The following is a 13,539-nucleotide window of genomic DNA, read 5'->3' as shown; positions in this document are numbered from 1 at the left end:
GGCGGCACCCGGGCCCGCTCAGTTCCGGTCAACTGATCGACCGAACCTGACCGATATTGCTCAACTATTGACCACTCGCCGGCGATACGCAAGATTCGCCCGTCCGGGAAACCGCCGTCGTCGCCGTGGTGGCGCTCGGCGCGGTGGAGCAGGCGCCGATCCGTGCGGGCGGGCTCCCCGGCGTCAGCCGCTCCCCGGCGCCTCCGCCGGGGCCCCCGTGGGCACGCGGGAGGTGGCCGGGAAGGCGCCGGAGCGGCGGTGGCCGGGGAGGAACGCCGCGATCGCGAGCGCGACCAGTGCCGCGCCGCTGCCGATCGCCATGACCAGGCGGAAGCCGTTCTCGGACGGCGCGGTGAGCGCGCCGAAGGTGACCGTCAGCTGGGCCAGCACCACGCCCGCCACCGCGCTGGAGACGGACGTGCCGATGGAGCGCATCAGCGTGTTGAGGCTGTTGGCGGCCGCCGTCTCCGAGACGGGGACGGCGGCCATGATGAGCGCGGGCATGGCGCCGTACGCGATGCCGATGCCCGCGCCGATCACGGCGGAGACGAGCACGAGGTGCCAGATGGCGGACATCAGCACGACGCTCAGGCCGTAGCCGGCGGCGACCACGGCGGCGCCGAGCATCAGCGTCACCTTGGGGCCCCTGGCTCGGGACACGCGCGCCGACACCGGCGCCATGGCCATCATCACCAGGCCGGACGGCGCGAGCACCAGGCCCACGGCCAGCATCGTCTGCCCCAGGCCGTAGCCGGTGGCGACCGGCAGCTGCAGCACCTGCGGGAGCACCAGGGACATGGCGAACATCGCGAAGCCGAACACGGCGGAGGCGAGGTTGGTGAGCAGCACCTGGCGGCGCGCGGTGGCGCGCAGGTCGACAAGCGGCTGCCTGGTCCGCAGCTCCCACCATCCCCAGGCCGCGAACACCACGGCCGACGCGGCGAACAGGCCGATCGTCAGGCCGCCCGCCCATCCCCAGTCGGCGCCCTTGGAGATGGCCAGCAGCAGGCAGATCAGCCCGGCGGACAGGCCGGCGGCGCCGACCAGGTCGAATCGCCCTCCGCTGCGCACACTGGACTCGGGCACGAGCTTCACCACGAGCACGGCGGCGAGCACGCCGAAGCCGGCCGACGTCCAGAACAGCACGTGCCAGTCGGTGCTCTCCGCGAGCAGGGCGGCCGCGGGCAGGCCGAGCGCGCCGCCGACGCCCAGCGAGGCGCTCATCAGCGCGGTCGCGGAGCCGAGCCGCTCGGGTGGCAGCTCGTCGCGCATGATGCTGATGCCCAGCGCGATGACGCCGGCCGCCAGGCCCTGCAGGGCGCGTCCCACGACCATGGGGGCCAGCGTGTCGCTGAGGCCGCCGATGGCCGAGCCGGCCACCAGCAGGGCGAGGCTGACGAGGAGCATGCGGCGTTTGCCGTACATGTCTCCGAGCCGCCCCACCACCGGCGTCGCGACCGCGCCCGCGAGCAGGGTCGCGGTGATCGCCCAGGTGGCGTCGGACGCGGTGGCGCCCAGGAGCGCGGGCAGCTGCGGGATCAACGGGATGATCAACGTCTGCATGAGCGCGACCACGATCCCGGCGAAGGCCAGCACCGCCACGACGACGGTGGGCCGGCGTGGCGGTGCGGCGGGCTCGGCAGGGACGTGGGGCATGTGGTGCCTCCGTGGGTGGCGAAACAGGACGTCGCGCCATTTTAAATCAGTCGCTTGACTTAAGCTAACCGGCCCGGTTAACTGGCGGCGAAATCCGCGGTCAGTCCAGAGGAGGTCGTGATGGGCCACGACGACGTGGAACAGGCGTTGAACTACCCCATTCCCAGCGAGGCCGCACTCGAGCCGCCCGCCGAGTGGGCGCGGCTGCGCGAGCGCTGCCCCGTCGCGCGGGTGACGCTCCCCAGCGGCGACCAGGCCTCCCTGCTGACCAGGTACGACGACGTCAAGCTGGTGTTGTCGGACCCGCGCTTCACCCGGCAGCTCAACGCCGACGACGCGGCCCGCATCGCGGCCAACGAGTCGGGCGGCGTGTTCAACAGCTCGATGGCCACGACCATCCCGCAGGGCGGCGAAGGGCACCAGCGGTGGCGGCGCATGGTCGGCAAGTGGTTCACGGCCAAGCGCATGGCCGCGCTGAAGCCCGGCATCGAGGAGATGGCCGAACGGCTCATCGACGACATGGTGGCCCAGGGCCATCCGGCCGACCTCAAGGCGAGCCTGGGCTTCCCGCTGCCCGTGTGGGTGATCTGCGACCTGCTCGGGGTCCCCGACTCCGACCGCGACAAGTTCGCGTACTGGTCCGACACGCTGCTCAACCTGACCCGCTACACGCAGGCGGAGATCGACGCGGCGCAGACCGAGTTCGTGGCGTACATGGGCGAGCACGTCGCCGCCAGGCGCGCGCGGCCGGGCGACGACCTGCTCAGCGAGCTCATCAAGGGCGCCGACGCCGCCGGCGAGACGATGCCCGACACAGCGTTGGTCGCCACCGGCATGGGGCTGCTGGTCGCCGGGCACGAGACGACGGCCAACATGATCGGCAAGATGGTGGCCATGCTGCTCGCCGACCGGCGGCGCTGGGAGCGGCTGCTCGCCGATCCTTCGCTGGTGCGCTCCGCGGTGGAGGAGTCGCTGCGGTTCGACGCCAACCCGGGCTTCGGCATGCCGCGCTACATCGGCGAGGAGGTCGAGGTCGCCGGCGCCGTCATCCCCCGGGGCACCACCGTGGTGTGCAGCATGGCCGCCGCCAACCGCGACGAGAACGCCTTCGAGCGCGCCGGGGAGATGAGGCTGGACCGCGTCCCCAACCCGCACCTGGCGTTCGGCTCCGGCGCGCACTCATGCCTCGGGCAGTCGCTGGCCCGCACCGAGCTGCAGACCGTGCTCGAGGTGCTGCTGCGCAAGCTGCCCTCGCTGGAGCTCGCCGTCCCCGCGGAAGACCTGCACCGCGTCGAAGGGCTGGCCGTCGGCGGGTTGCGCGAGGTCCCGGTGCGGTGGTGACCGTGGCCGCCAGAACCCCGAGGGCCGGACGGGCCAGCGCGACCCGGGAGCAGATCCTGGTGGCGGCGGAGCGGCTGTTCGCCGAGCACGGGGTGTTCGCCGTGTCCAACCGCCAGGTCAGCGAGGCCGCCGGCCAGGGCAACAACGCCGCCGTCGGCTACCACTTCGGCACGAAGGCGGACCTGGTGCGGGCGATCGCCCGCAAGCACGCCGAGCACACCGAGCGCATCCGCGGGCGGATGGTGGCCGAGGTCGGCGACTCCGCCGAGGTGCGCGACTGGGTGGCCTGCCTCGTACGCCCGATCGCCGAGCATCTGGCCTCCCTGGGCAGCCCGACCTGGTTCGCCCGGTTCGGCGCCCAGGTGATGACCGATCCCACGCTCCGCGAGATCATGGTCGAGGAGTCGCTCACCTCCCCCTCCCTGCAGCAGATCATCGACGGGCTCGACCGGTGCCTGCCCGCGCTGCCCGCGGACGTGCGCGCCGAGCGCAACGACATGGCCCGCCAGCTGATGGTGCACATGTGCGCCGAGCGCGAGCGCGCCCTGGCCGAAGGAGTCCCGACACCCCGGGCCAGCTGGCAGGACGCCGCGACCGGACTGATCGACGCGATCGTCGGAATGTGGCAGGCGCCGGTCACGCGCGCTCCCTGACCTGCCCCGTCGATTGGCCCTGTCGATTGGCCCTGTCGATTGGCCCCGTCGATTGGCCCTGTCGACCAGTCCTGTCCCGACCGATGCACGAACGAAGGGGAACCATCATGAGAATCACCGTCGATGAGGACAAGTGCTGCGGCGCCGGCCAGTGCGTGCTGCTCGCGCAGGAGGTGTTCGACCAGCGGGAGGACGACGGGGTCGTGGTCCTGCTCGACGCGGCACCACCCGAGCGGCTGCACGCCACCGTGCGCGAGGCGGCCGACGTCTGCCCGGCGGCGGCGATCGAGCTGAGCGAGTGAGCGTACCCTCCGGCGTCCTGGTGGTCGGGGCCGGCGCCGCCGGGCTCGCCACCGTGGAGGCACTGCGGCGCAAGGGCTACCGGGGCGAGCTGACCGTCATCGGAGCCGAGCCGCACCCGCCCTACGACCGGCCGCCGCTGTCGAAGCAGGTCCTGTCCGGCGCCTGGGAACCCGGGCGCGCCCGGTTGCGGACGGAGGCCGCGCTGGCGGCGCTGGAGGCGGAGTTCGTCCTCGGCGACCCGGCCACCGGCCTGGACGTCGCCGCGCGCACGGTCCGCACCGCGTCCGGGCGGGTCCTGCGGGCGGGCGCCGTCGTCATCGCCACGGGGCTGCGGCCCCGGGCGTTTCCCGGGCAGGACGGGCTGGCCGGGGTCCATGTGGTGCGCACCCTCGACGACGCGCTGGCGCTGCGGGCGGAACTGCGTCCCTCCGTCCGGCTCGTGGTGGCCGGGGACGGGGTGCTGGGCGCCGAGATCGCCGCCACCGCACGGGGGCTGGGGGCGGAGGTCACGCTGGTCGGGCCGCAGCCCGCGCCGCTGGCCGGTCAGCTCGGCCCGGCCGCCGCGGCGCTGCTCGCCGGCCTGCACACCGGACGCGGGGTCCGCCTGCGGCCCGGCACGGGGGTCGCCGGGCTCGCCGGGCTCGCCGGGCTCGCCGGCGAGAACGGGCCGGGCCGGCGGAGGGGGCGGGTGACGGGCGTGTGCCTGGACACCGGCGAGGTGCTGGCGGCCGACGTGATCGTGGTGGCGATCGGCGCCGACCCGGCGACCGGCTGGCTCGCGGGCAGCGGCCTGCGCCTGGAGGACGGCGTGGTGTGCGATCCGCGCTGCCGGGCGGCCGAAGGCGTCTACGCGGCCGGCGACGTCGCCCGCTGGCACCACGACGGGCTCGGCACGTCGTTGCGGCTGGAGAACCGGACCAACGCCACCGAGCAGGCCGGGATCGTCGCGGCCGGCATCCTCGGCGAGGATCGTGCCTACCGCCCGGTGCCGTACTTCTGGACCGACCAGTTCGACGCCAGAATCCAGGTGCACGGGACGCCGTCCGGCGAGGCGACCGTCGTGGAGGGGGACCCGGCGGAGCGCCGGTTCGTGGCGCTCCACCGGGAGGGCGGCAGGGTCACCGGCGTGCTCGGCTGGAACATGCCCAAGCAGGCCCGCCTGCGCCGCAAGGAGATCGACGCGTTCGCGGGGCTCACCGCGGCCCGGTGACCGACCACTGTGGAAGGACACATCACACGATGACGGCCATTTCTGACGAAAAAGGGATTCCTGGGTTCCCGATGGACCGGGCGGCCGGGTGCCCGTTCGACCCGCCGCCGGAGCTGCGCTCCCGGCAGGAGGAGGGCCCGCTCACGCGGGTCCGGCTCTGGGACGGCAGCACGCCGTGGCTGGTGACGCGCTATGCCGAGCAGCGGGCGCTGCTGGGCGACCGGAGGGTCAGCGCCGACGTCACCCGTCCCGGCTATCCGAGCCCGGCCAGGATCAGCGGCGGCTCGTCCATCGGCTTCATCCTGATGGACGACCCCGAGCACGCCCGGCTGCGGCGCATGGTGACCGCGCCGTTCACGGTCCGGCGGGTCGAGGCCATGCGGCCTGACGTGCAGAAGATCGTGGACGACCTGATCGACGAGCTGCTGGCCGGTCCGAAGCCGGTGGACCTGGTCGAGGCGTTCGCGCTGCCGGTGCCCTCGCTGGTGATCTGCCGGCTGCTCGGGGTGCCGTACGACGACCACGAGTTCTTCCAGGACAACAGCAAGGTCGTCATCAGGCGGGACGCCACCCCGGAGCAGCGCGCCGCCGCCGTCGGGCGGCTGGCCGCGTACCTGGACGGCCTCGTGGGCGACAAGCTCGCCGCGCCCGGCGACGACCTGCTGTCCCGGCTGGCCGAGCGGGTCAAGGCCGGGGAGCTGTCGCGGCAGGAGGCGGGCCAGATGGGGGTGCTGCTGCTGATCGCCGGGCACGAGACCACCGCCAACATGATCGCGCTCGGCACGCTCGCCCTGCTGGAGCACCCCGACCAGCTCGACCTGCTGCGCAGCGCCGACGACCCCCAGCTGATCGCGGGGGCCGTGGAGGAGCTGCTGCGCTACCTGCACATCACGCACAACGGGCGCCGCCGGGTCGCGCTGGAGGACATCGAGATCGCCGGCCAGGTCATCCGCGCCGGCGAGGGCCTGATCCTGGCCAACGACATCGGCAACCGCGACCCGGCCGCCTTCCCCGACCCCGACCGGCTCGACCTGCGCCGCGAGGCCCGCCACCACGTGGCCTTCGGCTTCGGCGTGCACCAGTGCCTGGGCCAGTCGCTGGCCCGGATGGAGCTGCAGGTCGTGTACGGCACCCTCTACCGGCGCATCCCCACCCTGCGGCTGGCGGCGGATCTGGAGCGGATCCCGTTCAAGCACGACGGGTCCGTCTACGGGGTCCACGAACTTCCCGTGACCTGGTGAAACTCGCCCGTGCCCGCCGCCCGGCGGGCACGGTCACGCGCGGTCGGTGCAGATCGTGAGCGGCGGATCCGGGTAGACCAGGTAGATCGGGCGGGCCAGGTCGTTGCGCACGGGGTAGGCGGCGTCCTCGCCGCACAGCTCCTTGTCGGCGGTCCCGTCGACCCGCTTGACGATCTTGTACGTCGCCGACGGCCCGCACGCCACCTTGGTCGCCTTGCCGGTGGGGAAGCCGACCTCCTGATGGAAGCATTCGCCCACCTCGGCGTTGAGCGTCAGGCACAGATGCCAGCCGCCGCCCCTGACGTATCCGCTGCTCGCGTAGCCGTAGGTGGTGCTCCCGCACGACCGCTCGCCGCGCTTGAGCCGCATGGCCACCCGGTACGCCGCCTCCGGCGCGGCACAGCCGACGATCCGGAAATCGGTGGTCTTCTTTCCCTCCCCGACCGCCTCCAGGCAGTCGCCCTGCCGCGCCCGCGACGGGTCGTTCTCCGCGGCGCATCCGGTCAGGACCGACGCGCCGATCACCGCCAGTAACACGATCTTGCCCTTCACCACCGTCCCATCTTGGCAGCAGACCGGACCGGATCCTCATCTTCGGTTAAGAATGACCGTTTACCGTGCGACTGTGCTGGTTCAACAGGACGCGGAGGCGGCGCCGGAAGCGCCGCCCCGTCGCCGCCGGGTGCGGGGAGCGCGGCCGGCCATCGCGGTGGCCGTGCTGTTCGCGCTGGGAACGGCCGTACGGGCCGGAGGGCTGGAGACGGGCGCCTTCCTGGTGCCGATGGTCTCTTTCACGCCCTATTTCACGGTCGCGGCACTGGCGATGCTGGCGGTCGCGGTCGCCGTGCGCAGCAGGGCCGCCATCGCGCTCATGCTGGCCGTGTGCACGTGCCTCATCTGGTGCGTGGCGCCGCGGACGCTGGGCGGCCCCGGCTCCGCCGAGGGGCGGCCGCTGCGCGTGCTCACCGCCAACCTCAACGGCGGCCGCGGGGACGCCGCCGTGCTCGTCGACCTGGTGCGCCGGCTGAACGTCGACGTGCTGAGCCTCCAGGAGGTGACCTGGTCGGCCGGTGCGCGGCTGGCCGCCGCCGGGCTGCCGGCGCTGCTGCCGTACCAGGTGAGCCGGCCGATGTTCCGCGGCCCCGAGGGCAGCGGCGTGTACGCGCGCCACCCGCTGCGGGAGCGGACCGGCCTGTTCCAGCCGGTCGGGCACCACATGCCGGTGGTGGAGGTGACGCTGCCCGGCGGCTCGGCCGTGGAGGTCGTGGTCGTGCACCCGGTCGCGCCCGTGCCCTCGACGGTGCCGGAGTGGCACGCCGGGGTCGCCGCGCTGCCTCCCGCACCTGCCTCCGGGCCGCCGCGCATCCTGGCCGGCGACTTCAACGCGACCCTCCACCACGCCGTCTTCCGCCGGTTGCTGGCCACCGGCTACACCGACGCGGCCGCGGCCACCGGGCAGGGCCTGGTGCCCACCTGGCCGCAGGGCCGGGGGCTGCCCCCGCTGGTGGCCATCGACCACGTGCTGACCGACGGCCGGGCCGGCGCGGTCGCCGTCCAGGTGCACGACCTGCCGGGCTCCGACCACCGGGCGCTCTTCGCGGACCTGCGGCTGCGACCGTAGCCGGCCCGTCATGTCCCCCGCGGGCGGGCGCCGTATTTCCAGCCCTTGAGCAGCAGATCTGTTATCGGGGGGAACTCAGCGACGGAGCGGCCAGGGGCCAAGGCCACCACAAGGATCACGAGGAGGGCGTCGAGCGCGATCAAGATGAGCCCGAACACGACGGCGACACTCGCGATCAACGCCATGACCGTGGCGACAACCAGCAGTATGAGCAGGGGTATCACGATCCGCCGCCGCGCGGCCCGGCTCTTGCAGCGAGCACAGCGCGGCACGGGGATCGTGGCCGTCCGCCACGTGGTTTTCCACTGCAGGTGGTTGACATCCCCGTACATCTTGTGCTCCAGGGCGGCCGACGGGTCCGCGTCCCGGCCGCAGAAGAAGCAGGCGTGCAGGGAGAGGTTGCCGCTGATGATGTCGATGTTCTCCTGGACCCGGTCGCGGACGGGGTCCGTGACCGCCAGGGCCAGCGCGTGATCGAGCAGGTCCAGTGCACGCCGGTTCTCCTTCGTCGCGTTGACGAAGGCCACCACGCAGGCGAGTGCCGCATGGGCGAGATCGTCGCCGGCGTCCCGCACCGCCCAGTGGTCGTCGGGCAGCACCTCGGTGAGCACCCTGAGCAGGGGCTTGGCCTCGTCGAGGAGCCGCTCGGCGATCTCGTCGCCGCGGCCGGGATCCGGCTTGAGCTGCTGGTACGCGTCCTCGCAGAGCGCCTTCATCCTGGACGCCTCCGGCTCCAGCGCGGCCCGTAGGGCGTCGTCGACCAGCTGGGACGCCTGCCCCAACCCCCTCATGACTCCGGCGTGCCTGCGCGCGTCCCGCAGCCGCCCTTCTCTGACGGCCCTGGCCGCGAGTTGGGCGCTGATCGACAGCAGCGCCGCGGGCAGGTCGTCGCGCATCCGCCGGACCGTGCGCGCGGTCAGCCGCGGATCGTCGATCTCCTCCGCCCGGGCCCGCACCAGGTCCCAGAAGGTGTCGTCGGCGATCACCTTGGCCCAGCACGCGTACGCCCGCCGCCACGACCGCAGGCGATCGTCGTCCAGCTCGTCCGATTCGAGCGCCTTGACGAGGGAGAACACCGCGAGGTTGTGCGTGGCGACGGCCCCGGCAGGCCCTCGCTCCGCGTGCTCCCACATGTGGAGCGCCTCGTCCGGTTCGCCCCGCAGCAGCGCGGCCATGGCGGCGTCGTCACCGTCCACGGGCCACAACCAGAAGAGCTCGTCCACCAGCCGGACCACCGGATCTCTGAGGCGCTGCACCGCCCGCTGCGTGGCGTCGTCGTCGAACGGCCGCTCCGGCGGCAGCATCCCCTGGGTCGTGCCCGCTTTGCCGAGGCGTTCCATGACAAGCAGCCGGTCGGTGTGCCGCCGGACCTCGCGCGCCGTCGCGCGCACGGGCAGCCCGGTGATCCGGAAGGCGTTCTGCCGGTAGAGGTCCGGCTTGAGGTCGGCAAGCGTCATCGGGTGGCTCCGGAGATGCGCAGGGTCACCGTGCGGTTGCGCGCGTCGTCCCGGAACGGCGGCATGAGCCCGCCCATGGACGACACCGCGAACCTGGTGGTGGGGATGCGCGACGCGGCGCGCAGCACCTCACGCACGTAGACGGCTCTGGCCAGGCCGAGGTCGGTGTTGCTGGCGTACTCGCCGCCCGGCAGGATCGCGTTCCTGTCGGTGTGGCCGATGACGGCGACCTCGATCTCACCCGCGTACGGGCGCAGGCGCGCTCCCAGATCGCCGAGCACGGCCCTCCCCCTCCGGGTCAGGGTGGCGCCCTCGCTGAACAGGGCGTCCTCGAAGGCGACGGAGATCTCCTGCCGCGACCGGCTCACCCGCACGCCCGGAACCTGGAGTCGCACGCCGGCCAGGACGTCACGTTCGGCCGGCGGGGAGGGCGAGGCCGGGACCGTCCGCGTGACGACGACCGGCGCGGCAGGCGGCTGCGCCGCCCCCAGCCTGGCCGTCTCCATCCGGATGTCGACGAGCAGGGCCAGCGCGCCGGCCGTGACCAGCACCGTGCAGCCGGCCAGCAGCGCCCGGCCGGTCCCGCGCCGCCGGCCGGCCGGGCGCATGGCCGCGATCCGACGCCGCCCCGCCGCGATCTCGGTGGCGCCGGGCGCGATCTTTTCCGCCTCCGCCCAGCACTGGTCGGCGCGGTCCAGGTCGCCCTGCTGGGCGTGCACGCGGGCCAGCAGGTCCAGCACCGCCACGCTGGTGTCCCCCGGGAGGTCCTCCAGCAGGTCCACGGCCTCGGCGTACCGTCCTTCCCTGGCCAGGGCCCTGGCCTGGGCGAGGGTCAGCTCGCGGGTGATCGACGGCGGCATGGTCACGAGCCGTTCACGACCGTGCTGCTGAGGTCGAGCGGCGGGGGCTCCGGCAACATTTGCTCCAGCTGGCGGTTGACGTCGCGTACCGTCCTGACGTCACCCTGCTCGACCGCCTTCCTGCCGGTGGCGATGAGCTGCGCGGCCTCGCCCCTGTCACGCATCTCCGGCTGCAGGCTCCGGAGATGGTCGAAGCGGATCACCGGCAGCTCGTTCGTGCGGTCCAGTACGTCCCCCGCGAGCTCCCAAAGGTCCCGCATGCGCCTGCCCAGCAGGGCGGTGTCGTGCGCCGTGATGGCCTCCCGCGTCGCGGACTCGAGGGAGGACAGCGTCCGCTCGTCGTTCGAGTCGCCCCTGGCCAGCACGATCTCCCTGACGCCCGCCATCGCCTCCTTCGCCTCCGCGACCAGCTTCGGCCACTCCATCACCTCCTCCACCCCGTCGACGGCGGCCTGGAGGTCGCGCAGCCGCTTGCCGCAGGCCGTCGCCGCGTCCGGATCGGCGCGTGCCGCGTCGGCCAGCGCCTCGACGTCCGCGACCGTCGCCTCCGCGTCGATCGTGGCGAGCAGCGCCTGGGCCCGCGCGTCTCCGAGGTCGGCGGCCTGGGTGCGGGCCTCGCTCAGGCGGTGCTTCTCCGCGCGGATCCTGCCCGCCAGCTCGTCGTACGTGGGGGCCGTCTCCGTACGGAGGTCGGCGACGTGCTCGAACTCCTCGTCGAGCAGGGGGATGTAGGCCCGGGCGACGACCAGCCTCGACTGGTCGATCACCACGGAGAACTCCACCTCGCTGCCCGCCGGCACGTCGCGGGTGACCTGGCCCGGATCGATCTGCAGCCGGCCGATCCCCCGGTTGCGGTCGGCCCGCGGGTGCTCACCCTCCAGAATGGGGATCCTGATGAAGCCCTGGTTCTCGCTCCTGCTGAGCGCGACGGTGGTCCACAGCCGGTGGCTGCGCCGCGCCGGCAGCGGGGTGCCCCGCTTGACCAGCTCGCTGAACTCGTTGTTCTCCAGCCCGACGCCGATGGAGTTGGTCAGCACCGGCTGGGAGTCGACGGTGCCGACGCGGTAGGTGAGCCGGTCGGGAGAGAGCTTCCGGCGCGTCCCCGCGGCGTCGGTGAGCTCGATGTGGAACGTGTTGGCACGCCCGCGCTCGGCCCAGAGCGTGGTGGTGAACGTCCCGTCGGAGTCCAGCACGATCTTCCCGCTCGACCAGGGCGGCTGCGCCTCGGGGTTGACCAGCCGGATCGCGAACCCCTCGGTGCCCGCCCCCGACACCCGGCCGCCGATGAGCGGCTCGGTCTCCGGTCCCATCGGCTCGTAGGCCAGGTCGACGGCGTACTCGCCGGCGGCCGGCACGCGCAGCGGCTCCATGCTGTCCAGACGCTGCGTCCCCGCGAAGACGGCGGCGCCCGTGGCGACGGCCGTGATCGGGTCCCTGCTGTGGTCGAGCGGGATCCCGAGCCCGTCCCTGGGGTCGGCTAGCCGCTCCCTCAGGTAGGGCGACAGGGTGGGCCCGCCCACCAGCAGCACCTTCTCGATGTCGGCCGCGCCGAGCCCGCGCTCCTCCAGCGCCTTCCTGCACAGGTTCACCGACCGCACGACGAACGGCTCGGTGAGCCGCTCCACGTCCGCCCGCCGCAGGTCGTACTCGAACTCGACCAGCTCGCCGCGGTCGTCCTTGAGCTCGATGGTGATGTCCGCGAACTCCGCCCGCGAAAGCCTGATCTTGGCCTGCTCGGCGGCCTGCTTGAGCTGGGCGATGACGGCGAGCGACCGCGGGTTTCCCCTGCGGAGGTCGGCGAACCGGTGCTGCCGGGCCAGCGCGGGGATGAGCAGATCCTCGACGATCTTCCAGTCGATCAGCTTGCCGCCGAGGGTGTTGTCGCCCCGATGGTTGACGACGGTGAACTCGCCGTCCCTGATGTTGACCACGGCCGCGTCGAACGTGCCGCCGCCGAGGTCGTACACCAGCCAGAAGGCGTTGTCCGCGATCGACTGGAACCCGTAGGCGAGTGCGGCGGCGGTCGGTTCCTGCAACAGCGGGGCGTGCGCCAGTCCGGCGAGCCGGGCGGCCTGCTCGGTCGCCTCGCAGGCGCTGAGCTCGAACGCCGCGGGAACCGTGATGACCGCCGCCCGCAGGTCCTCGCCGTACCGCTGGGCGACGTCGCCCTTCAGCGACTTCAGCACCTCGGCCGACAACTGCTCGGGGGTCATCGACCGGTCGCCGTTGGGGAAGACCTTGGCCTGGCCGGTCATGCCCATCTTGCTCTTGAACTCGATGCAGGTGTTCGCGGGGTCGATCTCGTTCTTCTTCTTGGCCCGGTCACCCACGTAGAGCCGGTCCCTGCGGTCGATCCAGATCGCGGAGGGGGTGCTCTCGGACTGGTCGTCATTGTTCTTGATCACCTCGACGTCGACGCCGTTCAGCACGGCGATCGAGCTGTTCGTGGTGCCAAGGTCGATGCCGTAGTCGATCGTGGTCCTGGTCACTGAGCGGCTTCCTTCGCGACGGGGTCGGGGGTGCCCACGATCACCTCTCCTCGCTGGATCATCTGGTCGTTCAGGTAGATGCTGGGCCGGATCGTCTCGACCACGCGGTCGCGGTCGAGCTCCGGCGCGGGCTGGTAGGACAGCACCTTGATCGAAAGTCCCGGGTCGAAGGGGTCGTTCAGATGGTCCTGGATCTTGACGCCGGCCTGGACGAGCGAGTCCCACGCCATTTCCAGATGGCGGGTCGCGGATCGGGTCACCCCGGGCACGCGTCGTACCCGCCGGTCGAGCCGCCAGATGCTCGTCACCACATCGGCGACGGATGAACCGGAAAGGGTGTCGTGCTGGATCCGCTCGGAGCCGCTCCGCGCGGGTTCCGCCGGCATGGGCTCATGAGCCGTTCTCACGAGCTCGTCGGCTGCCAGCCGTTCGAACGCCGCAAGGGCGTCCGCCGGCCACACGGCGGCGTGGATCCTGAACTCCCGAGGATGCTGCAGTTGCCGCATGTGGGCTCTGATGGAGCTCAGCAGGGCCACGTCAGCCCCCCTTTTCTGATTGTGCAGGTTGGCAAAGCAAGATAGTGCGGTGGCCCTGGGACCGGTCCCAGGGCCACCGTGCTACGAAGGAAAGTTCAGGCGCGTCAGGTGGCGGACCGCCGGCAACACGCGTGCGGAGGATTCGGCCAGAACGGCCTGGGCGTTCGCCCTA

The 13,539-nt window shown here is 72.5% G+C and carries 12 protein-coding genes; 6 read left to right on the top strand and 6 right to left on the bottom strand.

Going from position 1 to position 13,539, the window contains the following annotated elements:
- Positions 1-183: 183 nt before the first annotated feature.
- Complete coding sequence (locus ABGB14_RS04295) at positions 184-1,656, bottom strand: MFS transporter (RefSeq protein WP_347642196.1); 1,473 nt, start codon at positions 1,654-1,656, stop codon at positions 184-186.
- A 120-nt stretch (positions 1,657-1,776) separates the two neighbouring features.
- Between ABGB14_RS04295 and ABGB14_RS04290 the strand changes: the two genes are divergently transcribed.
- The 5 genes from ABGB14_RS04290 (at position 1,777) to ABGB14_RS04270 (ending at position 6,404) form a co-directional block, all read left to right on the top strand.
- The gene (locus ABGB14_RS04290; protein WP_347642195.1) at positions 1,777-2,997 is read left to right on the top strand and encodes a cytochrome P450; all 1,221 of its coding nucleotides are present in this window, start codon (positions 1,777-1,779) and stop codon (positions 2,995-2,997) included.
- Positions 2,991-3,650: a TetR family transcriptional regulator gene (locus tag ABGB14_RS04285; protein WP_347642194.1), complete on the top strand. Its 660-nt coding sequence runs from the start codon at positions 2,991-2,993 to the stop codon at positions 3,648-3,650. The genes ABGB14_RS04290 and ABGB14_RS04285 overlap by 7 nt, the downstream gene beginning before the upstream one ends.
- 107 nt (positions 3,651-3,757) lie before the next feature.
- Positions 3,758-3,952 carry a ferredoxin gene (locus tag ABGB14_RS04280; protein ID WP_347642193.1) on the top strand — a complete coding sequence of 65 codons (195 nt, stop codon included), beginning with the start codon at positions 3,758-3,760 and terminating at the stop codon, positions 3,950-3,952.
- The gene (locus tag ABGB14_RS04275) at positions 3,949-5,163 is read left to right on the top strand and encodes an FAD-dependent oxidoreductase (RefSeq protein ID WP_347642192.1); all 1,215 of its coding nucleotides are present in this window, start codon (positions 3,949-3,951) and stop codon (positions 5,161-5,163) included. Before ABGB14_RS04280 ends, ABGB14_RS04275 begins: the two co-directional genes overlap by 4 nt.
- Before the next feature lie 71 nt (positions 5,164-5,234).
- Positions 5,235-6,404 (top strand): cytochrome P450, encoded by a 1,170-nt coding sequence (locus tag ABGB14_RS04270; RefSeq protein WP_347642191.1) that lies wholly within the window; start codon positions 5,235-5,237, stop codon positions 6,402-6,404.
- Positions 6,405-6,437: 33 nt separating this feature from the next.
- On the opposite strand, the gene ABGB14_RS04265 is transcribed toward ABGB14_RS04270, so the two are convergent.
- Positions 6,438-6,959 carry a hypothetical protein gene (locus tag ABGB14_RS04265; RefSeq protein WP_347642190.1) on the bottom strand — a complete coding sequence of 174 codons (522 nt, stop codon included), beginning with the start codon at positions 6,957-6,959 and terminating at the stop codon, positions 6,438-6,440.
- A gap of 70 nt (positions 6,960-7,029) precedes the next feature.
- On the opposite strand from ABGB14_RS04265, the gene ABGB14_RS04260 reads away from it, so the two are divergent.
- Positions 7,030-8,025: an endonuclease/exonuclease/phosphatase family protein gene (locus tag ABGB14_RS04260; RefSeq protein ID WP_347642189.1), complete on the top strand. Its 996-nt coding sequence runs from the start codon at positions 7,030-7,032 to the stop codon at positions 8,023-8,025.
- A gap of 8 nt (positions 8,026-8,033) precedes the next feature.
- Here the strand turns inward: ABGB14_RS04260 and ABGB14_RS04255 are convergent, their stop codons facing one another.
- Genes ABGB14_RS04255 through ABGB14_RS04240 form a run of 4 tightly spaced genes read right to left on the bottom strand, consistent with a single transcriptional unit; the run spans position 8,034 to position 13,367 of the window.
- On the bottom strand, positions 8,034-9,482 hold the full coding sequence (locus ABGB14_RS04255) for a hypothetical protein (protein ID WP_347642188.1): 1,449 nt from the start codon (positions 9,480-9,482) through the stop codon (positions 8,034-8,036).
- On the bottom strand, positions 9,479-10,342 hold the full coding sequence (locus tag ABGB14_RS04250) for an OmpA family protein (RefSeq protein WP_347643121.1): 864 nt from the start codon (positions 10,340-10,342) through the stop codon (positions 9,479-9,481). The genes ABGB14_RS04255 and ABGB14_RS04250 overlap by 4 nt, the downstream gene beginning before the upstream one ends.
- Positions 10,343-10,344: 2 nt before the next feature.
- The gene (locus ABGB14_RS04245; RefSeq protein ID WP_347642187.1) at positions 10,345-12,831 is read right to left on the bottom strand and encodes an Hsp70 family protein; all 2,487 of its coding nucleotides are present in this window, start codon (positions 12,829-12,831) and stop codon (positions 10,345-10,347) included.
- Positions 12,828-13,367: a hypothetical protein gene (locus ABGB14_RS04240; protein WP_347642186.1), complete on the bottom strand. Its 540-nt coding sequence runs from the start codon at positions 13,365-13,367 to the stop codon at positions 12,828-12,830. Before ABGB14_RS04240 ends, ABGB14_RS04245 begins: the two co-directional genes overlap by 4 nt.
- Between the last annotated feature and the right edge of the window lie 172 nt (positions 13,368-13,539).

The sequence above is a fragment of the Nonomuraea sp. B10E15 genome, from assembly GCF_039871615.1.
Classification (GTDB): Bacteria; Actinomycetota; Actinomycetes; order Streptosporangiales; family Streptosporangiaceae; genus Nonomuraea.
This window is presented reverse-complemented; position numbering and strand designations above follow the sequence as displayed.

What these genes read in the sequence shown, in the direction of transcription:
- ABGB14_RS04295 (WP_347642196.1), bottom strand. Translation starts at nt 1,656, where the DNA reads ATGCCCCACGTCCCTGCCGAGCCCGCCGCACCGCCACGCCGGCCCACC.
- ABGB14_RS04290 (WP_347642195.1), top strand. Translation starts at nt 1,777, where the DNA reads ATGGGCCACGACGACGTGGAACAGGCGTTGAACTACCCCATTCCCAGC.
- ABGB14_RS04280 (WP_347642193.1), top strand. Translation starts at nt 3,758, where the DNA reads ATGAGAATCACCGTCGATGAGGACAAGTGCTGCGGCGCCGGCCAGTGC.
- ABGB14_RS04270 (WP_347642191.1), top strand. Translation starts at nt 5,235, where the DNA reads ATGGACCGGGCGGCCGGGTGCCCGTTCGACCCGCCGCCGGAGCTGCGC.
- ABGB14_RS04255 (WP_347642188.1), bottom strand. Translation starts at nt 9,482, where the DNA reads ATGACGCTTGCCGACCTCAAGCCGGACCTCTACCGGCAGAACGCCTTC.
- ABGB14_RS04250 (WP_347643121.1), bottom strand. Translation starts at nt 10,342, where the DNA reads ATGCCGCCGTCGATCACCCGCGAGCTGACCCTCGCCCAGGCCAGGGCC.